Genomic DNA, 20,905 nt, shown 5'->3' on the forward strand with positions numbered 1-20,905 from the left:
TTGCGGTGGTCTGCCAGGTATAACGACCCCGCCCGGCCCACGATTCCGCCGCCGGGGTGGCCCCGACCACCCGACACCCGACGTCAGACCCGACAAACCGCCCACCCCGCCCCGCCCCGCCCCCAAGATCCGCGCAACTTCGGTGAAACTGCTGCCTCGGCACGCCGTGAGGCAGCAGTTTCACCGATAGTGCGCAGATCTGGACACGCCCCGGTGCGGAGCGCCACGCGGGCAGGCCCACTTCCGGAGGGGGTAGAAACGCCGGGCGAACCCAGCCCAAGATCGCGCTCGATCCAGGAAACAGTGCCTTCCCCATGCCAACGAGGCCACTACAACAAGGATCGGGCACGATCATGCGGGGTCGCGACCACCCGACGAGGACGAGCGCGAGCCGCGCTCAGGTGCTGGGCTTCGCCTCGGCGCCGTCGCCGGCCTTCGTGTCATTGTCCAGGGCGGCCAGGATCGCCTCGGCGGTGCGACGCCCCACCCCCGGCACCTCGATGATCTCTTCGACCGTCGCGGCCGAGAGTCGCTTGAGCGAGCCGAAGTGCCGCAGCAGCGCCTTGCGACGCACTTCGCCCAGGCCGGGTACGTGATCCAGCGCCGACTCGGTCATCCGCTTGGAGCGGCGCTGCCGGTGGAAGGTGATGGCGAACCGGTGGGCCTCGTCACGCACCCGTTGCAGCAGGTAGAGCCCCTCGGAGGTGCGCGGGAGGATGACTGGGAACTCGTCGTCCGGGAGCCACACCTCCTCCAGCCGCTTGGCCAGCCCGCACAGGGCCACGTCGTCGATGCCCAGGTCGGCGAGGGCCTGCGCGGCGGCCGCGACCTGGGGGGCGCCGCCGTCGACGACCACCAACTGCGGCGGGTACGCGAATTTCCGGGGCCGGCCGGTGGTCGGGTCGATCAGGACGCCGACCTGGGGCTCGACCGCGTCCTGGGGGGCGGCCGAGTCGTCGGCCGACTCCACGCCCACCTCGCCCGTCTCGGCCCTGGCGTCCAGGTAGCGGGCGAAGCGGCGACGGAGCACCTCGGACATCGCGGAGAGGTCGTCGGTGGCGCCCCGGACGATGAACCGCCGGTACTCGCTCTTGCGGGGCAACCCGTCCTCGAAGACCACCATGCTGGCGACCACGTCGGTGCCCTGGATCTGGGAGATGTCGAAACACTCGATGCGCAGCGGCGAGGTGCTCATGCCGAGCGCCTCGCTGATCTCGTCCAGTGCCTTGCCCCTGGTGGTCAGGTCACCGGAGCGCTTGAGCTTGTGCCGGGCCAGGGCGTCCTTGGCGTTGCGCTCCACCGTCTCCATCAGTGAGCGTTTGTCGCCGCGCTGCGGCACCCGCAGCGACACCCGACTGCCGCGGTGGTTGGAGAGCCACTCGGCCAGCGCGTCGGCGTCTGCGGGCAGCTCGGGGACCAGCAGTTCCCGAGGCACGTCGGCCTCGCCGTGCTCGCCGCCGTACACCTGGGTGCAGAAGTGGTGCACCAGGTCCCCGGTGGTCAGGTCCTCGGTCTTCTCGACCACCCAACCACGCTGGCCACGGACCCGGCCGTCGCGGACGTGGAAGACCTGCACGGCCGCCTCGAGCGGGTCGTCGGCGAACGCGACCACGTCGGCGTCGGTGCCGTCGCCGAGCACCACTGTCTGCTTCTCCATGGCCCGGCGCAGCGCCGCCACGTCGTCACGAAGTTTGGCGGCCCGCTCGAACTCCAGTTGCTCGCTCGCGTCGGTCATCTCACGTTCGATCTTGCGGACCATGGTGTCGGTGCGCCCGGCCATGAAGTCGCAGAACCCGTCGACGATGGCCCGGTGTTCGTCGGCGGAGACGGTGCCGACGCACGGCGCCGAGCACTTGCCGATGTAGCCGAGTAGGCAGGGACGACCGACCTGGCCGGCCCGTTTGAACACCCCGGCGGAGCACGTCCGCGCGGGGAAGACCCGCAGCAGCAGGTCGAGGGTTTCCCGGATGGCCCAGGCATGCGAGTAGGGACCGAAGTAGCGCACGCCCTTGCGCTTGGCGCCGCGCATCACCTGCAGCCGGGGGTACTCCTCGTCGAGGGTGACAGCGAGATAGGGGTACGACTTGTCGTCGCGGTAGCGGACGTTGAACCGCGGGTCGTACTGCTTGATCCAGGTGAACTCCTGCTGGAGCGCCTCGACCTCGGTGCCCACGGTGATCCAGTCCACCGACTCGGCGGTGGTGACCATCTGCCGGGTGCGCTCGTGCAGGTTCCAGACGTCGCCGAAGTAGGAGTTGAGCCGACTGCGTAGATTTCGCGCCTTGCCGACGTAGATCACCCGGCCGGTGCCGTCGCGAAAGCGGTAGACCCCCGGTAGCTCCGGGATGGTGCCGGGTGCGGGGCGGTAGGTCGAGGGGTCAGCCACACCAACAAGCCTAGTCCGCAGCACCGACAGCCCACCGCAGGCGTGATCCACTCGCCGTCCCGGCAGTCGGGGCGTCGGCACACCGCTGACACCCCGACTTGCCGAAACGCGAGTCGACCCTGCGACGCCGGGCCGCCGACCGGTCGGTCAGCGTGCGGTCGGGCCAGCCCGCCCGGCACCGCGTCGGATCAGGCCAGCGAGATCTGGTCGCCGGTGACCTTGATGTCCTTGGGCGGCAGCGGCTTGGTGGCCGGGCCGGCCTTCACCGAGCCGTCCTCGATCGAGAACTTGCTGCCGTGACAGGTGCAGTTGATGGTGCCGCCGTCGACGTTCGTCACCGGGCAGTTCTGGTGCGTACAGATCGGGCTGAAGCCCTTGAACTGGCCCGCTGCGGGCTGGGTGATGACCACACCTTCGGCGGCGAGGACCTTGCCGCCTCCGACCGGGATGTCGGCGGTGGTGGCCAACGACTGGGCATTCTGCCGGTCGCCGCCGCCGGCGTCACCGGTGCTGGGTACGGCGGGGCCACCACTGGTGGGTGCGTCACTGCCGCTGCCGTTGCCACCGTCGTCGCTGCCACAGGCAGCCAGCACGACGGCCGCGCCGACCGCCCCAACGCCGGTGAGCAGGGTACGACGTGTCTGCGCACTCGGACCGGTCAGCGCCTGATCGTCACTCATGCCTCGCCTCTCTCTAGCCCGCTGCCGGTCGATAACCGGCCACACTTCTCCACACGGGCAACTGTGCCGGATGGTTCATCGCGGGACTCGTCCGACCCGGCAAATGAGGCGGGGCGGGTCGTCGACCGACCCGCCCCGCCCCGCCGAACACGCACCGAAAGGTCAGCGCGCGGCGGCCGGCACCTTACGGCTGGCCCGCGCCTTGGTCACACCGTTGGCCTTGGCGGCCCGGGTGGTGGCGGCAGCCGCACCCTTGGCCTTGCCGTCGAGCTTGAGCACCTGGCGCAGGAACTCGCCGGTGTGGCTCTCGGCCACCTCGGCGACCTCCTCGGGGGTGCCGGTGGCGAGCACTGTGCCGCCACGGTGGCCACCCTCGGGACCCATGTCGATCAGCCAGTCCGCGGTCTTGATCACGTCGAGGTTGTGCTCGATCGTGATCACCGTGTTGCCCTTGTCGACCAGCCCTTCCAGCACCATCAGCAGCTTGCGGATGTCCTCGAAGTGCAGACCGGTGGTCGGCTCGTCGAGCACGTAGACCGTCCGCCCGGTGGAGCGCTTCTGCAACTCGGAGGCGAGCTTGACCCGCTGCGCCTCACCGCCGGAGAGGGTCGGCGCGGGCTGGCCGAGGCGGACGTAGCCCAGGCCGACGTCGACAAGGGTCTTCAGGTGCCGGTGGATGGCCGGGATGGCGGAGAAGAACTCGGCGGCCTCCTCGATCGGCATCTCCAGCACGTCCGAGACGGTCTTGCCCTTGTAGTGAACCTCCAGGGTCTCCCGGTTGTACCGGGCGCCCTTGCAGACCTCGCAGGGGACGTACACGTCGGGGAGGAAGTTCATCTCGATCTTGATGGTGCCGTCACCCGAGCACGCCTCGCAGCGCCCGCCCTTGACGTTGAAGGAGAACCGACCCGGACCGTACCCGCGCACCTTCGCCTCGGTGGTCTCGGCGAAGAGCTTGCGGACGTGGTCCCAGACGCCGGTGTAGGTGGCCGGGTTGGAACGCGGCGTGCGGCCGATCGGCGACTGGTCCACGCCGACGACCTTGTCCACGTGCTCCAGCCCGGAGACCCGGGTGTGCCGGCCGGGCACCAGCCGGGCGCCGTTGATCTGGTTGGCCAGCACCGCGTACAGGATGTCGTTGACCAGCGTCGACTTGCCCGAGCCGCTGACCCCGGTGACCGCGATCAGCTGGCCCAGCGGGAACGAGACGGTCAGGTTGCGCAGGTTGTGCTCCCGCGCGCCGTGCACCACCAACTCGCGGGCCGGGTCCTGCGGGCGGCGGCCCGTCGGGGTCGGGATCGACCGCCGACCGGACAGGTACGCCCCGGTGATCGACTCCTTGTTCTTCAGCAACGCCGGCACCGAGCCGCTGTGCACGATCTTGCCGCCGTGCTCACCCGCGCCGGGGCCGATGTCGACGATCCAGTCGGCAGTGCGGATGGTGTCCTCGTCGTGCTCCACCACGATCAGCGTGTTGCCGAGCCCGCGCAGCCGGATCAGGGTCTCGATCAGCCGGTGGTTGTCGCGCTGGTGCAGCCCGATCGACGGCTCGTCGAGCACGTAGAGAACGCCCACCAGGCCCGAGCCGATCTGGGTGGCCAGCCGGATGCGCTGTGCCTCACCGCCGGAGAGCGTGCCGGCCGGGCGGTCCAGGGAGAGGTAGTCCAGGCCGACGTCGAGCAGGAACCGCAGCCGGGCGTTGATCTCCTTGAGGACCCGCTCGGCGATCATCTTCTGCCGGTCGGTCAGCTCGATGCCGGCGAGCAGGTCGGCGCACTCCCCCACTGACAGGTTGCAGACCTCGGCGATGCTCTTGCCGGCCAGCGTGACAGCGAGCACCTCGGGCTTGAGCCGGGCACCGCCGCAGGCCGCGCACGGCACGTCGCGCATGTAGCCCTCGTACTTGTCGCGGGACCACTCGGACTCGGTGTCGGAGTGCCGGCGCTCGATCCACTGCACCACGCCCTCGAAGCCGGTGTAGTAGGAGCGCTCACGGCCGTACTTGTTGCGGTAGCGCACGTGCACCTGGTCGTCGGAGCCGTGCAGGATCGTCTTCTGCGCCCGCGCCGGCAACGCCCGCCACGGGGTGTCGATGTCGAAGTGCTGGGCCTCGCCGAGCGCCTCCAGCAGGCGCAGGAAGTATTCCAGGTTGTGCCCGGTGGACCAGGGCTGGATGGCGCCCTCACGCAGGCTGCGCTCCGGGTCGGGGACCAGCAGCTCCGGGTCGACCTCCTTCTTGGTGCCCAGGCCGGTGCACTCCGGGCAGGCGCCGTAGGGCGCGTTGAAGGAGAAGACCCGAGGCTCGAGATCCTCGATGGCGAGCGGGTGGTCGTTGGGGCAGGCCAGGTGCTCGGAGTAGCGGCGCTCGCGGTCCGGGTCGTCCTCGGGAAGGTCGACGAAGTCGAGCAGGACCAGGCCGCTGGACAGGCCCAGGGCGGCCTCGACCGAGTCGGTGAGCCGCTGCTTGGCGCTCGGCTTGACGGTGAGCCGGTCGATCACCACCTCGATGGTGTGCTTCTCCTGCTTCTTGAGCTTCGGCGGCTCGGTCAGCGGGTGCACCACGCCGTCGACCCGGGCCCGGGCGTAGCCCTTGGCCTGGAGCTCCGCGAAGAGGTCGACGTATTCGCCCTTGCGGCCACGGACGACCGGGGCGAGCACCATGAACTTGGTGCCCTCGGCCATGGCGAGGACCCGGTCGACGATCTGCTGCGGGCTCTGCCGGGAGATGCGCTCACCACAGACCGGACAGTGCGGCTCACCGATGCGGGCGTAGAGCAGACGCAGGTAGTCGTAGACCTCGGTGATGGTGCCGACTGTCGAGCGCGGGTTACGCGAGGTGGATTTCTGGTCGATCGAGACGGCAGGGCTCAGGCCCTCGATGAAGTCGACGTCTGGCTTGTCCATCTGGCCGAGGAACTGCCTGGCGTACGACGAGAGCGACTCGACGTAGCGGCGCTGCCCCTCGGCGAAGATCGTGTCGAAGGCCAGGCTCGACTTGCCCGACCCGGACAGCCCGGTGAACACGATGAGTGCGTCCCGGGGCAGGTCGAGACTGACGTCACGCAGGTTGTGCTCGCGCGCGCCACGGATGATCAGTCGGTCGGCCACGGTGCGTGTACTCCCGGGAGAAGACGAAGCGAAGGATCTGTCCCGCTCTGGGTGGTCTTGAGCGGTCGTGCGGGCGCGGAAAACACGCCTCGGCAACTCTAGCCCCGAGGTACGACAGTTTCCCCCGCCCGCACATTCCCCCAGCTCAGCCCGGTCGGCCGCGCCGCCCACAAGCCCCGCGTAAGCGCCGCCCACAAGCCCGCGTACGTGGGGCCGGCGAGCGCCCGGTCAGAAGCCCCCGGGCGCCGGCGGACGCGCGGCCCGACGCCGGGCCGAACGCCACCCTCCGCGTCGCTCCGCCGCCACCCGGGCCTCGCGCCGTCGGCTCTCGTGGGCCACCTCACCCTGCAGCCGCCGCCAGCTCTCCCACCGACGGGTGGAGAGCTCGCCGGTGTGCAGTGCCTCCCGGACCGCGCAGGCCGGCTCGCCGTCGTGGCCGCAGTCGGCGTACCGGCAACCCTCGGCCAGCCCGGCGATGTCGGCGAACGCCCGGTCGAGCCCGGCCGCGCCGTCGAGCAGGCCGACCGCCCGGACACCGGGCGTGTCGATCACCGCACCGCCACCGGGGATGGGTACGAGGGCCCGCCAGGTGGTGGTGTGCCGACCCTTGCCGTCGACGCGCCGGATCGCCTGGGTGGGCATCATCACCGCCCCGACGAGGGCGTTGACCAGGCTCGACTTGCCCGCACCGGACGGGCCGAGCAGGCCGAGCGTGCGGCCGGGCGTCACCTCGGCGCGCAGCGGTTCCAGCCCGAGGCCACGTTCGGCGCTGACCGGCAGCACCCGCACCCCGGGGGCGACGGCGGCCAGCTGGCGGGCCAGCGCGGCCGGGTCGGCCGCGAGGTCCGCCTTGGTCAGTACGACAAGTGGCCGGGCGCCGGACTCGTGGGCCAGGGCGAGCAGCCGCTCGATCCGGCCCACGTCCGGCTCGGGGTGCACCGGCTCCACCACTGCGGCGGCGTCGAGGTTGGCGGCCAGCACCTGACCGCTGGCGTCCTTGCCGGCGGTACGCCGGATCAGCGCGCCTCGCCGGGGCAGCACCGCCTCCACTGTGACGCGGCGGTCCGGCCAGTGGGTGAGCAGCACCCAGTCCCCGGCGCAGGGCAGCGCGGACGGGTCCCGTGCGGCGACTGTCAGCACCGCCCCACCCAGGCTGGCCCGGACCGGGCCGACTGCGGTGAGCACGGTGCAGACCCCTCGGTCCACCCGGGCCACCCGACCCGGCTGGTGCTCGCCGCGGCGCGCGGCGTACGCCGTCCGCTCGGCGTCCCAGCCGAGGGCGGTCAGATCGATCGTCATGGCATCCTCATCGGTGTCGAAGCTGGTGATGGCGGAACACGCGTGCCACGTCCGGCATGATCACCACCTCCGTCCGATGTCCCGGTGCCGCGTCTGCCGCTGACGGTAGGTCCCGCACCGACGCGCCGAAAGCGATTTCCCCGGCGACGGCGCGACGGCGGACCGCTAGGGTCGACGGGTGACCACGGATCCGCTGTTGCTGATGGGCGAGGTGGACGCGGCCACCAGCCGACTACTGCGTACCGCCGCCTCTTTCGACGCGGCGGACCTGGCCGCCGCGTCGCTGCTGCCGGGCTGGACACGCGGCCACGTGCTGGCGCATGTGGCGCGCAACGCGGACGGTTTCGTCAACCTGCTCACCGCGGCCCGCACCGGGGCGGCGCTACCGATGTACGCCTCGCTGGACGCCCGCAACGCGGACATCGAAGCCGGTTCGGACCGGCCACCGGCCGCGCACCTGGACGACCTGCGACGCACCGCGGACCTGTTCTCCGAGGCGGTCGCGGCGATGCCGGCCGACGCCTGGGCGGCGACGGTGCAGGCGCGTAAGGGCCCCTGGCCGGCGGCGCTGCTGGTCTGGGGTCGGCTGCGGGAGATCGAGGTACATCACCTCGATCTGGCCGCCGACTACCGGGCCGCGAACTGGTCGGAGACATTCGCCCACCGTCTGCTGCGAGAGGCTGCCGGCCATCACGCCATGAGGCCGACACCGCCGTCGATGGTGCTGCGCCTCGACGGCAGCGAGCACGAGGTGGTGATCGGGGAGCGCGTGGACGCCCCGGTCGTCGCCGGCCCCGCCCCCGACCTCGCCGCCTGGCTGATCGGCCGCGCCGACGGCGCCCTGCTCTCCGTCACTCCTGACGGTCCCCTGCCTACTCCACCGGAATGGATATAGAAACGTCATGACATACAGCGGAGACGTCACGCACGGCGGCGCACCGGCGGTTCGGGAGCTGGACGGGCTGACCATCAGCAAGCTGTCGGTGGGTCCGATGGACAACAACGCCTACCTGCTGCGCTGCACGGGCACCGGTGATCAGGTGCTGATCGACGCCGCCAACGAGGCGCCCCGGCTGCTCGAACTGATCGGTGACGGTGGGCTCACCTCGGTGGTGACTACCCACCAGCACATGGATCACTGGGTGGCACTGGAGGAGGTCGTCGCCAAGACCGGCGCCCGGGCGTTGGTGCACGCCGATGACGCGTCGGGGTTGCCGATCGAGGCGGAGCGGCTGGCCGACGGCGACACGGTGGCGGTCGGCGACTGCGCGCTGGAGGTCATCCACATCAAGGGGCACACCCCGGGTTCGATCGCGCTGCTCTACCGCGACCCGGCCGGCACCCCGCACCTGTTCACCGGCGACAGTCTCTTCCCCGGTGGGGTGGGTAACACCGACAAGGACCCGGAGCGCTTCGCGGCGCTGATCGGCGACGTCGAGCACAAGCTGTTCGACCAACTCCCGGACGACACCTGGTTCTACCCGGGCCACGGCAAGGACAGCACCCTGGGCGCCGAGCGCCCCGCCCTCCCCCAGTGGAAAGCCAGAGGCTGGTAACCCACTCCCAAGATCAAAAACCACCGGCGAAGGCGGCACCCTCGCACAAACCGGAACCACGACGGGGGCGGGGGCCCGCCGTGCCCGGCGCAGGGATCAAGCCTGACCGCCCGGAGCCGGGCACGGCGGGCCCCCGCCCCCACCCACCGCAACCCGGCCCAAGCGCCCAAGCGCCCCCGCGCCCAAGCGCCCCCGCGCCCCCCAGAACGAAGAAAGCTCAGCCAACGACGGAGAACAACCGCCGCCGCGCCCCCAGCAACGCGACGGAAGCCAGCACCAGCCCGACCCCCATGGTGACCAGCAGCGGGCTGGGGTCGCCCGGCAGCAGCGCGGCCACCGACCGCGACGCGGTGCCCAGGGCGAGGTAGAGACCGGCCCAGGCGGCCGCGCCGATCGTCGCGCAGCCGAGAAATCGGCGGTACGACATCCGCAGCCCGCCGGCGGCCAGGGGCAGCAGCGCGTTGAAGACCGGCAGGAACGGCGCGACCATCATCATCCGGCCGCCGCCGCGACGCAGGATTCCTTCGGCCGCCGTCCAGCGGGCCTCGCCGATCCAGCCGCCGACGCGGCTGCCGCGCAGGCGGTCGGAGTAGCGACGGCCGACCAGGAAGCTCAGCGACCAGCCGGCCAGGCAGCCGATCAGCACCGCGGTGAAGGTGGCCAGCCCGGTGCTCGGGCGGCCGACGCCGACGGCGGCGAGGATGGCGACGTCGCCGGGGACCAGGACACCCAGCAGGGGTACGGCGTCGAAGAGCATGACGAGCCCGAGCGCACCCATCAGCAGCAGAATCGGTAGTTCTCCGATCTGGGCCAGCCATTGCGTCATGCCGTCGACGCTATGGCCGTGGCACCACTTCGGACATCGGGTCGTAGCCCCCAGTGACCCCTGGTATCCGCCTCGGGGTCGCCCCTGAGTCGGGGTCCGCCTCAGGCGGGGCGCAGCACCTGCACGTGGCGTAGCGACGAGTCGACCGACGGTTCGGTGGTGGGCACCGGGTAGTCGGCCAGCACGGTCAGCCGGTCTGTCGGTAGGTGTCCGCGACCGGGGTCGCCGACCAGCACGTCGGCACCTGCGGCGGCGGCCCGCTGCAGGAAGGGCAGCATGCGGTCGGCCATCGCGCGGTCGTAGAAGACGTCTCCGGCGACGACCAGGTCGACCTTCGCTTCGGTGCTGTCGAGCAGGTCGTCCCCGGTGGCGTCGACGGCGACCTGGTTGGCCCGCGCGTTGAGGGTGACGGCGGCGACGGCGTACGGGTCGATGTCGTTGGCGATCACCTCCGCGGCGCCGGCGAGCGCGGCGGCGATGGCTACCAGTCCGGACCCGGCGGCAAGGTCGAGCACCCGGCGGCCGGCTGCCAGCTCCGGGTGGTCCAGGAGGTGGCGGGCCAGCGCTTGCCCTCCGGCCCAGGCGGACGCCCAGTACGGCGCGGGCAGCGCGTGTCCGGCGGCTGCTTCCATCCGGGCCCACCAGACGATCGCGTCCTCGGCCAGGTGCAGCCGCACCTCGGGGACGAACGGAGTGGGCATCAGCCGGAGCCGGTCCAGACCGGCGCCGGGCGCGTGAATCTCGCGTTCCAGCTCGGTCAACGCGTCGGCTGCGGCATCTCTCATCGGCGCAAGCATGCCCCAGCGGCGGTTGGTCGGGGCGGGTTTCGCATGCCGCCGCGCAGAGTTCACCCGAGTTCAGTCAAATACCTACGGCACTTCGGCCAGCGGATCGGGGTTTTGCCCGTTACTGTCGAACAGGTACGGGCGATCATCGGCCAGAGGCCGAGGGTCAGCCGCTTTGAACAGGGAGAGATGCATGGCAACCGGCACGGTTAAGTGGTTCAACTCGGAAAAGGGCTTCGGCTTCATCGAGCAGGACGGTGGAGGGCCGGACGTGTTCGTCCACTACTCCGCCATCGCTTCGAGCGGCTACCGGGAGCTCAACGAGGGCCAGAAGGTCGAGTTCGAGGTGACCCAGGGGCAGAAGGGTCCGCAGGCGGACAACGTCCGCCCGATGTAGCTCCGTGCCGGTGACGGCGGCCGGTCTCCGGCCGCCGTCGCAGCGCACTCAAGACGCCGCCGGGGCGGCGGGCAGGTCCCGCCGCCTCCGGATTGGCCCTACCAGCAGGATCAACGGGGTGAGCGCCAGCCAGGCGGTCATCACGACAATTGCCGTCTCGACGCCGTAACGTGCGCCGATGGCACCGGCCAGCACGGCCGCCAGCGGGATCGTGCCGTAGTTGAGCAGATGCATGCTCACCGTCACCCGGCCCAGCAGGTGGTGCGGCGTGTAGGTCTGCCGGAAGGCGCCCTTGACCACGTTGCCGATGGCCACCCCGAGACCGATCAGCAGGCCGCCGAGGGCGGGCCAGGCCAGCCCGACGCCGGGTGCGGCGAGCGGGATGAGCAGCGCGGGCGGGCCGGTGAACGCCGCCGCGATCAGTAGCGCCCGTGCGGTGCCGCAGCGCCTGGCCACAGTGGTGGCGAGCAGCGCGCCGATGATTCCGCCGGCGCTCATCACCCCGACGAGCCCGCCCACCAGGCCCGGCTCGAGACGCAGTTCGCGGACCAGGAAGACCACCAGGACGGCCTGGTATCCGGTCAGCCCGATGTTGCTGGCCGCGCCGAAGAGCGTGAGCACCCGCAGGTACGGGTCCCTGATGACGAAGCGCAGCCCCTCGCTGATCTCCCGGCGCAGCGGTCGGGACCGCTCAGAAGGGCGTACGCGTGGTTCGCGGGTGCGGATGCGCAGTAGGAACACCGCGGAGAGCAGGAATGTGAGCGCGTCCAGCAGCAGCGCGGCGACGGCGCCGACGAGTTGGGCGATCAGACCGGCGAGGCCGGGTCCGACGACGTAGCTCACTGTCTGGGTCGCCTGGAGCTTGGCGTTGCCCTCCGGCAGTTGCTCGGGTCGCAGCAGCACCGGCAGGTAGACCTGGTCGGCGGTCTCGAAGAAGACGCGCGCGGCGCCCGCGCTGAGGGCGACCACCAGCAGGTGCGCGACGGTGAGCCGGTCCACCAGCGCGGCCACTGGCACGCTGAGGAAGGCCACCGCGCAGAGCAGGTCGCAGATCACCATCACCGGTCGGCGGGGCAGCCTGTCGACCCACGCGCCGGCCGGCAGGCCGATCAGCAACCAGGGCAGCCAGGCCGCGGCGGTGAGCACCGCCACCTGGAAGGTGCCGGCGTCGAGGACGGCGACCGCGACCAGGGGCAGCGCGACGGTGGTGACGTTGCTGCCGACGCTGCTGACCGCCTGGCCGGCCCAGAGCAGCCGGAAGTCGCGGTGCCGCAGCAGCCCTCCGGTCGGACGGACGTCGGTGGTGTCGTCGCGGGTGGCGGTGGTCACGGTTTGGCCGGTACGCCGTGGACGAACACGAAGACCGGCCTGCGGTCGGCGTCGTCGTCGGGTGGCTCCCGGTCGGCCCAGCGCGCGAGGACGTCGATCATCTCGCGGCTCAGCTCGGCCAGTTCCTCGGGTGTGAGGCGTAGCCAGTGGTCGGTGGAGAACGGCGCGTCGTTCCAGGTGGCCTGGGTGCTCTCGTCGGCGGCGTGCCAGGCCCGGGCCAGGGCGACGTGCCGGTCCAGGTTGAGCGAGGTGGCGGCGTCGGCGACCGCTCGGGCCGCCGGGTCGGCGTCGAAGTCGGCGTTGGACCAGCTCAGCGCTCGGGTGACCAGGCGCCACCACCGCTCGCGCCGGTCCCGGGCCAACTCGGGCGCCTCGGTGACCAGGTCGGCGGCGGCGAGGACCTTGAGGTGGTGGCTGACGTTCGCGGGGGCCTGGTCGGTGCGCTCGGCGAGCAGCCCGACGGTGGAGGGCCCGTGGACCTTGAACACGTCCATCAGCCGGCGGCGCAGCGGGTGGGACATGGCGGCCAGCACCCGGGAGTCGTTGATCTGGCGTACGTCGGAGCTGTCCATACCGACAGGATGGCATCCGCAACAGCTCTTGCGCAATAACTATTGCTCAAGAGCCGTTGCGGATGCGCCAAGAGGGGCGGCCCGGCGGCCTCGGGCCGCCCCTCGCTCAGGCGACCAGCCGGCGGGCCAACTCGTCGGCGACCTGCTTGGCCATGGTGGGCGGGATGGCTGCGGCGATCTTCTCCGGCGTCAGCGACGCCAGGACGCCCTGGACGATCGCCGGCTCATCGGTGAAGTCCCGGTTGGACAGCGCGGTCAGCGCCGCCTGCAACGCGCTCACCTGGGCGGCGAGCGACGTCAGCGTCGGGTGCGCCGAGACGAAGTTCGGGACCGTGGCATCCTCACCGACCGCCATCCGGGTGTAGATCTGCCCGATCGGGTTACGGCCGTCCAGCACTGTGAGGTTCTTGTGGACGGTGGCCAGCCAGTTGTGTTCTTCGGGGGTCATGTCGTCGTCCTCCAGGAGTCCGATGGAGCTGAGGTACCGGCGGAACAGGGGCCGCTGGTCGCGGCCCGCCTTGATGGCGTCGCGGAAGAAGCTGAAGTGGGTGTGCCAGCGGTGGGAGCTGTCGCCACTGGTGCGCTTGCCGAGGCGGTCCCACCGCCGCACAGTGGTGCCGTCGGGGCTGTAGATGATCTCCCGGATGTCCCGGGCGTCGGCCGCGTTCGCGACGCACTGCGCGACGCACCAGACCGAGAAGCTGGGCAGCGTGTTCGTACGACCACCGGAGCGGACATTGAACTGGCCGACGTCCAACGCCGCCGCGTCGAGGGTCAGCCCGGCCCGGTCGCGGGGCGACTCGACCACCGAGTAGTCGTTAGTGACCACCCGGTCCGATCCGCAGTGGTAGCCACCCCGGTGGGCTGAGTCGCCGACGATGCCGACCTCGCCCGGGTCCAGGTCGTCTGGCCCGGGGGCGTTGTCGAGGTGAGTGAGGAGCAGGCTTCGGAGGGCCAGAAGATTAGCCGGGGCCCGGGTCATGGGGTCCCCCTTTCCGAGAGGCGGGGACCGGGCACGACGTCACACCGCGTACGCGGTGCTGGGCTTGGGGCGAGCCCGGCCTACTGGTGCACGGCGCCGGGCGTTGACTCAACCATAGCCCGCGTTTTGGACAAACGCCCAGCTCAGAGCAGGTCAGTGCAAACTGGAGACTGCCGAGGGTCAGAGTGGACGATTGGCAACAGCAGCGCCGAGGGGTGAGCCGAATCGTGCAAAACCTGCCGCCAACCGGCACGCAGCGTCACCGCCGTGCCGAGGGGTTCCCCGGTGCCGGGGTTGCGGGCCCACCGTGGATGGGCACCACCGGAGACCTGCACCCGCAGTCGGTTTCCGGCGGCGAAGCGGTACGCGGTCGGCCAGAGCGGCACCGGAATCCGCAGTGCCCCGGAAGGGTCGGTCGGGAAGCGCTCTGGCGTGACCCGCACCAGGCCGTCGCACACGTTCCACGAGCGACCCTGGCGGTCCACGTCGCACAGGCGAACGAAGACGTCCAGGTAGGGCAGATCGCTGCGGAGGTGGATCTCGGCGCGGACCGGGCCGATCACCTCGACCGGCGCGGTCAGTGGGGCGCTGGTGTAGGTCAGCACGTCGGGGCGGGCCTCGACACGCCTGTTGTCGACCGGGCCGGCCCGTTGGGCGACGAGCAGTGGACCGCCCAGCGACGGGGTGGGGTCGGCGGGGTCGTAGAGCAGAGCGTCCGGTGCCGACGCGACAGGTGGGCGTGCCGCCAGCTCGCCACCGGGTTGCAGGTGCCAGGCGGTCTCGACCGCTGGGGGTGGCCAGTCCGGCAGGTCCCGCCAGCCGCCACCGGCGCCGCCGACGTGGATGCGCACGGGTGGCCGGGCTGGTCCCGCCGGGACGGGCGATCGAGGCACTGCCGGCAGGTGCTCGTCGAGCCAGGCCAACCCCTCGCGCAGCGCGGCCACGAACAGTCCGGGGCTCCCGTGCGTCCACGGGCCGATCACCAGGCGCGACGGTGTGCCGGCGGCGCGCAGCACGGCGTAATCGTCGAGCTGGGCGGGCAGGAAGATGTCGTGCCAACCGCTGACCATGGTCACCGGCGCCCGCACCTTCGCGACCTGGTCGGCGAAGACCCGGGTCCGCCAGTAGGCGGCCTGCGGTGTGTGGTGGCGCAGCCACTCCTGGAAGAACGGGATGGTCACGCCGGTGGCCACCCGGTCGGCCTCGACCAGGGGGAGGTGCTCCAGCGCGGCGGCCAGCCGGGGTTGCCCGCGCTTGAGCTCCCACTGCCGGGCCAGCCACGGCACTGTCTGCGCGTGCAGCAGCTCCGCCCAGGTCAGCACTGTGTCCAGGGCGAAGGACTCCCCCGCGTACGTCGAGTCGCGGGTGGCCGAGGCTGTCACCACGGCGACCATCGCGCGCAGTTCCTCGCCGGCGTCGGCGGCCAGGGCCCACTGGGCGAAGCCCTGGTAGCTGACCCCGAACATGCCGAGTTGCCCGGACCACCAGGGCTGGCGACGCAGCCAGTCCAGCGTGTCCGCGCCGTCGTCGCGCTCGCGCACCAGCGGGGCGAACGTTCCACCTGAGCCGCCGGTGCCCCGGCACGACTGGATCACCGCGTGTCGACCCCGGGCGGCGAGCAGCCGACCGAGCAGCCGCAACGGCCCACCCCGCCCGTAGGGGGTGCGGATCAGCACTGTCGGCGCGCCGCGGACGGCCGGGGCGTAGTGGTCGGTCCGCAGCACCACACCGTCGCGGGCCCGCACCGGGAGGTCACGGCGGACCCGCACCGGGCCGGGGCGGGTCGGTGGCAGGTGCAGCGCGGCGCTGGCGAGGCGGGTGACGAGGTCCGGCACCGGTCAGCCCGTCGGGCGGCGGGGTGACTCCGGCCGGGCGGCGCGCACCGCGTCGCGGTGCCCGCGCAGCGACTCGCTCATCTCCGCCATGAACCGGTGCACCACCTCCAGCTCGTCCTCGCTGAAGCGGGCCATCACCGTGTCGGTACGGGCGCCCAGCGGGCGGAAGAACTCCATGGCCAGGGCGGCACCCTGGTCGGCGTAGTGCAGCAGCACCTTGCGCCGGTCGACGGTGTCCCGGTCGCGACGGATGTGCCCGGCCCGTTCCAGGCGGTCGATCAGGGCCGTGACCGAGCCGGAGGAGAGGTTCAGCTGCTCGCCGAGACGGCCGGGGGTGATCGGGTCACCGAGCAGTTCGGCGTCCATCACCGCGATCAACGCCTGCAGGTCGGTCGGGTTGAGGCCGTGCAGGTTGGCGAAGGCGTGGCCGACCTGCTGGGCGTCCACCGCGTACCGCCGGAGGTTGTTGGTGATCTCCGCGACCAGCTGCTCGCGGCGCGTGTCGCGCCGTCGGTACATGCCGTGAGTCGCCACCTCGCGCCGCTCTTCCCGTCGTCGGTCCCCCGGGTTGCAGCATAGAACAGCCCCGGATAATCTCGGCTATCAAGATACTCGGCTTTCGAAAGACCTTGAGGTCACCTGATGTCTGTGTTCACCAGAGTCGCTCGTGGCCGGCTGGCCGCCTGGCTCACAGTGGCCGCCGCGATCGTCGTGGGCGCCGCCGTCTTCGGGACACCTCAGCCGGACAACCCGGCGCCGGTGTCCGCCACCGGCCTGTCCGTGCAGTGGCAGTCGACCCAGGTGCAACGTCTGCAGGATCAGCTGCCCTCCAGCGACGTGCAGCCGGCCATCGTGGTGATCAGCCGTGGTGACGGCGGCGCGCTGAGCGAGGCCGACCGGGCCACCGTCGGCGCCCGCGCCGACGGTCTGCGCCGCTTCGCGGTGGGTGGGCAGGTCAGCCCCGCCCAGGTCTCCCCGGACGGCGCGGTGGCCCTTGTCGCCGTGCCGCTGGACACCGCCGGCGGGCAGGAGATCGTCACCGACGCGGTGACCCAGCTGCGCGCCACCCTCGCTGACCTACCCGACGGGCTGACCGCCGAGGTGACCGGCGCCCCGGCGTTCACCGCCGACCTTTCCTCGGTGTTCGACGGCGCCGACGTCACACTGCTCGTCGTGACCGCCGCCGTGGTCGCGCTGCTCCTGCTGATCACCTACCGCAGCCCGTTCCTGTGGATAGTGCCGCTGGCCGTGGTCGCCGCCACCGAGCAGCTCACACTGCGCGCGGTGGACGTCATCGTGCCGGGCGTCGGCATCAACCTCCAGCAGGGTCAGGTCACCGGCATCGCCAGCGTGCTGGTCTTCGGCGCCGCCACCGACTACGCGCTGCTGCTCATCGCCCGCTACCGGGAGGAGCTGCGCCGCGAGGAGGACCGGTTCGCGGCGATGCGCGCCGCGTTGCGGCGCACCGCGGAGCCGATCCTCGCCAGCGGCGGCACCGTCGTGCTCGGCGTGCTCACCCTGCTGCTCAGCGAGCAGGAGACCAACCGGGCGCTGGCCGTGGCATGCGCCACCGGTGTGGTCTTCGCCATGCTCTCGGCCCTGTTCGTGCTCCCCGCCGTGCTGGTGCTGTTCGGTCGCGGCCTGTTCTGGCCGTTCGTACCCCGGGTCGGCGGCCCGGTGCGCGAGGGTCGGCTCTGGGGTCGGCTCGGCGCCGCCGTGCAACGCCGCCCGGTGGTTGTCGCGACGCTGGCCACACTGCTGCTCGGCGGCCTGGCACTGGGTGGGCTCGGCATCCGTACCGGCCTGTCCGAGACCGAACAGTTCCGGGCCGAGCCCGAGGCGGTGACCGGGGCACAGACCCTGGCCCGGGCCTTCCCCGCCGGCAGCACCCAGCCCGTCGCCGTGATCACCACCCCGGCGGCGGTGCGGGCGGTCACCGACGCAGCCACGGCCGTGCCCGGTGTCGCCTCGGCACGCCCCGGCGACGCCGGCGCGGCCATCGCCCAGGTCGACGTGGTCCTCGACGCCGAACCCGGCACCACCGCCTCGGACCGCGCGATCGAGGCGCTGCGGGCGGCGGTCGCCGCCGTTCCCGACTCCGCGCCGCCGGCCGCCGCCGGCGCCGACGCCCCGCCCGGGGCCATCGTCGGCGGCTCCGTGGCCGCCACCTACGACTCCGACGAGGCCAACGACCGGGATCTGCGACTCATCCTGCCGATCATCCTGCTGCTGGTCGCCGCCGTGCTCGTGCTGCTGCTACGCGGTCTGCTCGCGCCGCTGCTGTTGGTGCTGACCGTGATCGCGTCGTACTTCGCCAGCCTCGGCGCGGCCTGGCTGCTCTTCGACCACGTGCTCGGCTTCCCGGCCCTGGACAGCGGTGTACTGCTGCTGGCCTTCGTCTTCCTGGTGGCGCTCGGGGTGGACTACAACATCTTCCTGGTCACCCGGGCCCGGGAGGACGCCCGCAGCGCCGGCACCCGCGCCGGGATGCTCTCCGCCCTGCGGGTCACCGGTGGTGTGATCACCAGCGCCGGAGTGCTGCTCGCCGCGGTCTTCGCCGTACTCGGTGTGCTCCCGCTGATCACCCTGACCCAGATCGGGATCATCGTCTGCATCGGTGTCCTGCTCGACACCCTGCTGGTCCGTACGGTCCTGGTGCCGGCGCTGGCGTTCCTGCTCGGCGACCGCTTCTGGTGGCCCGGTCGCATCACGCGTGACCCGGTGCAGGCCACCCCGCGCTCGCCCGAGCCGGTCGCCGCGCACGACTGACCGACTCGACGGGAGCCGTGGCGGATCCGCCACGGCTCCCGTCGAGGTCAGTACGCCAGGCAGACGCACTCGCTCATCAGCGCCCGCACGTTGCGCACGTACGACGGGTTGGGGATGGCCAGCGGCCTCCCCTCCTGAGCCACCGCACCGTGCCCGAAGTTGTACGCGGCGATGACCGCGTTGAGCAGGCAGGAATTCAGCTCGCTGGTGCACAGTGCCGGGTCGAGCCGGAAGTCGGACTCGAAGTACATGTCGCCGATGTACTTCGTCGCCCAGGCCAGGTAGGTGGCGCCGAGGTAGGCGTTGTCCTGGTAGGCGTCGATCTTGTAGCTCTTCTCGAACCGCTGGTTCATCCAGGTCGCGGTGTCCGGCATCACCTGCAACAGCCCGACCCCACCGTCGCAGGCGTAGATGTTGGACTGCCAGCCGCTCTCCTGCCACGCGGTGGCCTTGAGCAGGTTGAGCGGGATCTTGATGTCCGGTGCCGAGACCGGCCAGTAGGTGCGGTTGGCCGCATCGGTCAGCGCCGCCTTCACCTCGGACCGGCTCGCCTGGCTGCCCTTGTAGGTCGGCTTGCAGGAGCTCGGGGCCGGCTTCGGCGGTGCCGGCGGCACCTCGGTCTCGGTGGGCGGCTTCGGCACCGGGCGCGGCTTCGGCGCCGCCCGGGTCGGCTTCTTCGTCGTCTTCGGCTTCGGGGTCGCGCTCCGACTCGGGGCGGAACCCATCGATTCCACGGCGCTCACCGACGGGCTCGGCTCCTCGCTGACCTCGTCGGACGGGGTGTCGGTCGGCCCGTCGGTGATGGCGACCGGCGCGGCCAGGCCCGGTGGGCTCTCCCCCTTGGCGGCGCAGCCGACCAGCGCGCTCGCGAGCAGAAGCCCGGCGAGCACTGCGGCGCCCAGCCGATCGGTGCGTCGAACCATGCCGTGGCCTCCCCCGTGTGATTGTCGCCGCACCCTAACAAGGTTCGACCGGGCGGCGTTGCCCCTGCGACGGCCGCCGGGGGGCCTGGTCCACTGAGGGCTGACCGTTGCCCACCGCCCGGTCCCGGGTCGCCCAGGCGACCATGAACACCACTGTCCAGAGCACCCCGAGCAGCACCGCGGCGGCCGTCCCACTCGCCGTGTCCAGTCCGAGGTAGAGCCGCGCGCCGCCGATCCCGAGCACCCCCGCCGCCGCTGCGGTCCAGGCGGCCACCGCCACCGGCCAGTGGGCGCTGCGCGACACCAGCCACGCCAGGGTGCAGAAGCTCGCCGCGACGACGGCGTTCTGGGTGGAGAGCGGCGCCACCTCACCGCCGCCCGGGGCGGTCCCGTTCGGGCCGGTCAGTTCGGCCACCACGGCCAGCACCACCAGCGGCACGAACGCGCCCACAGTGCCGACCACGCTGAGCAGGTCCGCCCGCCAGGGTCGGTTGCGCCACGCCAGCACCGCCGCCACCAGCGCCACCAACAGGATCAGCACCGACCCGCGTACCACCGACACCAACACCAGTGTGGCGTCGGCGGCGTCCGGGGTACGCCGAGCGGCGAACCACCCCGCGATGGCGCCGTCCAGCGCGGCCAGCCCACTGTTGCGGACCGCCACCGCGAGCAGACCGGCGATGGCGAGCCCGGCGGCGAACAGCAGCAGCAGCCCGGCGGCCAGATTGAGCAGCAGCGTCCAGGCCGGGCCGATCCGCATGGCCACCAGGAAGAACAGCACCCCGTAGCGGGCGGTGAGCCACCGCACCGGAGGCAGAGCGCCGGCCCGGGACAGCAGCGCGCGCACCGGGTCGGGGTTACGGCCCAGCCACCGACCCACCAGCACCACACCCACCAGGCCGGCCAGCAGCAGGAACGCCACCCCGGTGGCCCGGCCGAGAAGCCGGGAGACAGTGTCGTACGACTCACCTGCGAGGTGACCGAGCAGCACCGAGCCGCCCACCCAGGTCACCACCCCGGCCAGGTTCCAGAGGGCGAACCGCCGGTACGGCATGCCGGCCGCACCGGCCAGCCGGGGCACCAGGGTCCGGGCGAAAGCCACCCATCGGGCGGCGAACACCCCCCGCCCACCGAGACGGGCGAGCATGGCGTCGGCGCGGGCCCACCGCTGCGGCCCGACCCGGTGACCCAGCCCGGCGCGCAGCCGGGAGCCGTACCGCCGTCCGGCGCGAAAGGCCAGCCCATCGCCGAGGACCGCCGCGACGATCATCGCGAGCAACGCCGGCCCGAGCCGCAAGGTACCGTTGTAGGTGAGGAAGCCGACGAGCAGCAGGGTAGCCTCACCCGGCACGAGCAGGCCGAAGATCACCGCGGTCTCGCCCGCCACGATCAGCGCGGCGACCAGGTAGATCCACAGGGTGGGCAGACCCTGCACCCAGGTCAGCAGGTCGTGCACTC

At 71.7% G+C, this 20,905-nt stretch carries 17 protein-coding genes; 4 read left to right on the forward strand and 13 right to left on the reverse strand.

The genetic code is table 11. The features are described 5' to 3' along the window. Window positions 1–397: 397 nt before the first annotated feature. From uvrC to rsgA, 4 genes are all read right to left on the reverse strand, one after another. Window positions 398–2,386 carry an excinuclease ABC subunit UvrC gene (gene uvrC / locus AB0C19_RS28685; RefSeq protein ID WP_357190304.1) on the reverse strand — a complete coding sequence of 663 codons (1,989 nt, stop codon included), beginning with the start codon at window positions 2,384–2,386 and terminating at the stop codon, window positions 398–400. Window positions 2,387–2,574: 188 nt separating this feature from the next. Beyond that, window positions 2,575–3,066, reverse strand: coding sequence for a Rieske (2Fe-2S) protein (locus AB0C19_RS28690; protein ID WP_357190306.1), 492 nt, complete (start codon window positions 3,064–3,066; stop codon window positions 2,575–2,577). Window positions 3,067–3,228: 162 nt separating this feature from the next. Continuing rightward, a complete protein-coding gene (uvrA, locus tag AB0C19_RS28695) occupies window positions 3,229–6,174 on the reverse strand; it encodes an excinuclease ABC subunit UvrA (RefSeq protein WP_357190308.1) in 2,946 nt (981 codons plus the stop codon). A 228-nt stretch (window positions 6,175–6,402) separates the two neighbouring features. Further along, window positions 6,403–7,473 carry a ribosome small subunit-dependent GTPase A gene (gene rsgA, locus AB0C19_RS28700; protein ID WP_357190310.1) on the reverse strand — a complete coding sequence of 357 codons (1,071 nt, stop codon included), beginning with the start codon at window positions 7,471–7,473 and terminating at the stop codon, window positions 6,403–6,405. Window positions 7,474–7,651: 178 nt separating this feature from the next. Here rsgA and AB0C19_RS28705 point away from each other — a divergent pair, with 178 nt between their 5' ends. Further along, a complete protein-coding gene (locus AB0C19_RS28705; protein WP_357190312.1) occupies window positions 7,652–8,368 on the forward strand; it encodes a maleylpyruvate isomerase family mycothiol-dependent enzyme in 717 nt (238 codons plus the stop codon). Between the two features lie 7 nt (window positions 8,369–8,375). Beyond that, window positions 8,376–9,029 carry an MBL fold metallo-hydrolase gene (locus AB0C19_RS28710; protein WP_357190314.1) on the forward strand — a complete coding sequence of 218 codons (654 nt, stop codon included), beginning with the start codon at window positions 8,376–8,378 and terminating at the stop codon, window positions 9,027–9,029. A 217-nt stretch (window positions 9,030–9,246) separates the two neighbouring features. Here AB0C19_RS28710 and AB0C19_RS28715 read toward each other — a convergent pair whose 3' ends face one another. Together AB0C19_RS28715 and AB0C19_RS28720 are read right to left on the reverse strand one after the other, a co-directional pair. Continuing rightward, window positions 9,247–9,855 (reverse strand): VTT domain-containing protein, encoded by a 609-nt coding sequence (locus AB0C19_RS28715; RefSeq protein WP_357190316.1) that lies wholly within the window; start codon window positions 9,853–9,855, stop codon window positions 9,247–9,249. A gap of 101 nt (window positions 9,856–9,956) precedes the next feature. Continuing rightward, entirely contained in the window at window positions 9,957–10,640 is a 684-nt protein-coding gene (locus AB0C19_RS28720; protein WP_357190318.1) for a 50S ribosomal protein L11 methyltransferase, read from the reverse strand. A gap of 193 nt (window positions 10,641–10,833) precedes the next feature. Here AB0C19_RS28720 and AB0C19_RS28725 point away from each other — a divergent pair, with 193 nt between their 5' ends. Beyond that, window positions 10,834–11,037, forward strand: coding sequence for a cold-shock protein (locus tag AB0C19_RS28725; RefSeq protein ID WP_007462771.1), 204 nt, complete (start codon window positions 10,834–10,836; stop codon window positions 11,035–11,037). 48 nt (window positions 11,038–11,085) lie between these two features. Here AB0C19_RS28725 and AB0C19_RS28730 read toward each other — a convergent pair whose 3' ends face one another. From AB0C19_RS28730 to AB0C19_RS28750, 5 genes are all read right to left on the reverse strand, one after another. Next, window positions 11,086–12,366, reverse strand: a complete 1,281-nt coding sequence (locus tag AB0C19_RS28730; protein WP_357190320.1) for an MFS transporter — start codon at window positions 12,364–12,366, stop codon at window positions 11,086–11,088. Next, on the reverse strand, window positions 12,363–12,938 hold the full coding sequence (locus AB0C19_RS28735) for a helix-turn-helix domain-containing protein (RefSeq protein WP_357190322.1): 576 nt from the start codon (window positions 12,936–12,938) through the stop codon (window positions 12,363–12,365). Before AB0C19_RS28735 ends, AB0C19_RS28730 begins: the two co-directional genes overlap by 4 nt. 106 nt (window positions 12,939–13,044) lie before the next feature. Then, entirely contained in the window at window positions 13,045–13,920 is an 876-nt protein-coding gene (locus tag AB0C19_RS28740; protein ID WP_357190324.1) for a hypothetical protein, read from the reverse strand. Between the two features lie 143 nt (window positions 13,921–14,063). Then, entirely contained in the window at window positions 14,064–15,755 is a 1,692-nt protein-coding gene (locus AB0C19_RS28745; protein WP_357190326.1) for a CocE/NonD family hydrolase, read from the reverse strand. Window positions 15,756–15,758: 3 nt separating this feature from the next. Continuing rightward, window positions 15,759–16,274 carry a MarR family transcriptional regulator gene (locus tag AB0C19_RS28750; protein ID WP_091407987.1) on the reverse strand — a complete coding sequence of 172 codons (516 nt, stop codon included), beginning with the start codon at window positions 16,272–16,274 and terminating at the stop codon, window positions 15,759–15,761. A gap of 123 nt (window positions 16,275–16,397) precedes the next feature. Between AB0C19_RS28750 and AB0C19_RS28755 the strand changes: the two genes are divergently transcribed. Further along, window positions 16,398–18,524, forward strand: coding sequence for an efflux RND transporter permease subunit (locus AB0C19_RS28755; RefSeq protein WP_357190328.1), 2,127 nt, complete (start codon window positions 16,398–16,400; stop codon window positions 18,522–18,524). Window positions 18,525–18,571: 47 nt separating this feature from the next. Here AB0C19_RS28755 and AB0C19_RS28760 read toward each other — a convergent pair whose 3' ends face one another. Both AB0C19_RS28760 and AB0C19_RS28765 read right to left on the reverse strand, forming a co-directional pair. After that, complete coding sequence (locus AB0C19_RS28760; RefSeq protein WP_357190330.1) at window positions 18,572–19,447, reverse strand: lytic transglycosylase domain-containing protein; 876 nt, start codon at window positions 19,445–19,447, stop codon at window positions 18,572–18,574. Between the two features lie 34 nt (window positions 19,448–19,481). Further along, window positions 19,482–20,903 (reverse strand): DedA family protein, encoded by a 1,422-nt coding sequence (locus AB0C19_RS28765; RefSeq protein ID WP_357190332.1) that lies wholly within the window; start codon window positions 20,901–20,903, stop codon window positions 19,482–19,484. Window positions 20,904–20,905 lie beyond the last annotated feature (2 nt).

Source organism: Micromonospora sp. NPDC048842 (assembly GCF_040649935.1).
GTDB lineage: Bacteria > Actinomycetota > Actinomycetes > Mycobacteriales > Micromonosporaceae > Micromonospora > Micromonospora hortensis.

What these genes read in the sequence shown, in the direction of transcription:
- AB0C19_RS28690 (WP_357190306.1), bottom strand. Translation starts at nt 3,066, where the DNA reads ATGAGTGACGATCAGGCGCTGACCGGTCCGAGTGCGCAGACACGTCGT.
- rsgA (WP_357190310.1), bottom strand. Translation starts at nt 7,473, where the DNA reads ATGACGATCGATCTGACCGCCCTCGGCTGGGACGCCGAGCGGACGGCG.
- AB0C19_RS28710 (WP_357190314.1), top strand. Translation starts at nt 8,376, where the DNA reads ATGACATACAGCGGAGACGTCACGCACGGCGGCGCACCGGCGGTTCGG.
- AB0C19_RS28715 (WP_357190316.1), bottom strand. Translation starts at nt 9,855, where the DNA reads ATGACGCAATGGCTGGCCCAGATCGGAGAACTACCGATTCTGCTGCTG.
- AB0C19_RS28720 (WP_357190318.1), bottom strand. Translation starts at nt 10,640, where the DNA reads ATGAGAGATGCCGCAGCCGACGCGTTGACCGAGCTGGAACGCGAGATT.
- AB0C19_RS28725 (WP_007462771.1), top strand. Translation starts at nt 10,834, where the DNA reads ATGGCAACCGGCACGGTTAAGTGGTTCAACTCGGAAAAGGGCTTCGGC.
- AB0C19_RS28735 (WP_357190322.1), bottom strand. Translation starts at nt 12,938, where the DNA reads ATGGACAGCTCCGACGTACGCCAGATCAACGACTCCCGGGTGCTGGCC.
- AB0C19_RS28740 (WP_357190324.1), bottom strand. Translation starts at nt 13,920, where the DNA reads ATGACCCGGGCCCCGGCTAATCTTCTGGCCCTCCGAAGCCTGCTCCTC.
- AB0C19_RS28750 (WP_091407987.1), bottom strand. Translation starts at nt 16,274, where the DNA reads ATGTACCGACGGCGCGACACGCGCCGCGAGCAGCTGGTCGCGGAGATC.
- AB0C19_RS28755 (WP_357190328.1), top strand. Translation starts at nt 16,398, where the DNA reads ATGTCTGTGTTCACCAGAGTCGCTCGTGGCCGGCTGGCCGCCTGGCTC.
- AB0C19_RS28760 (WP_357190330.1), bottom strand. Translation starts at nt 19,447, where the DNA reads ATGGTTCGACGCACCGATCGGCTGGGCGCCGCAGTGCTCGCCGGGCTT.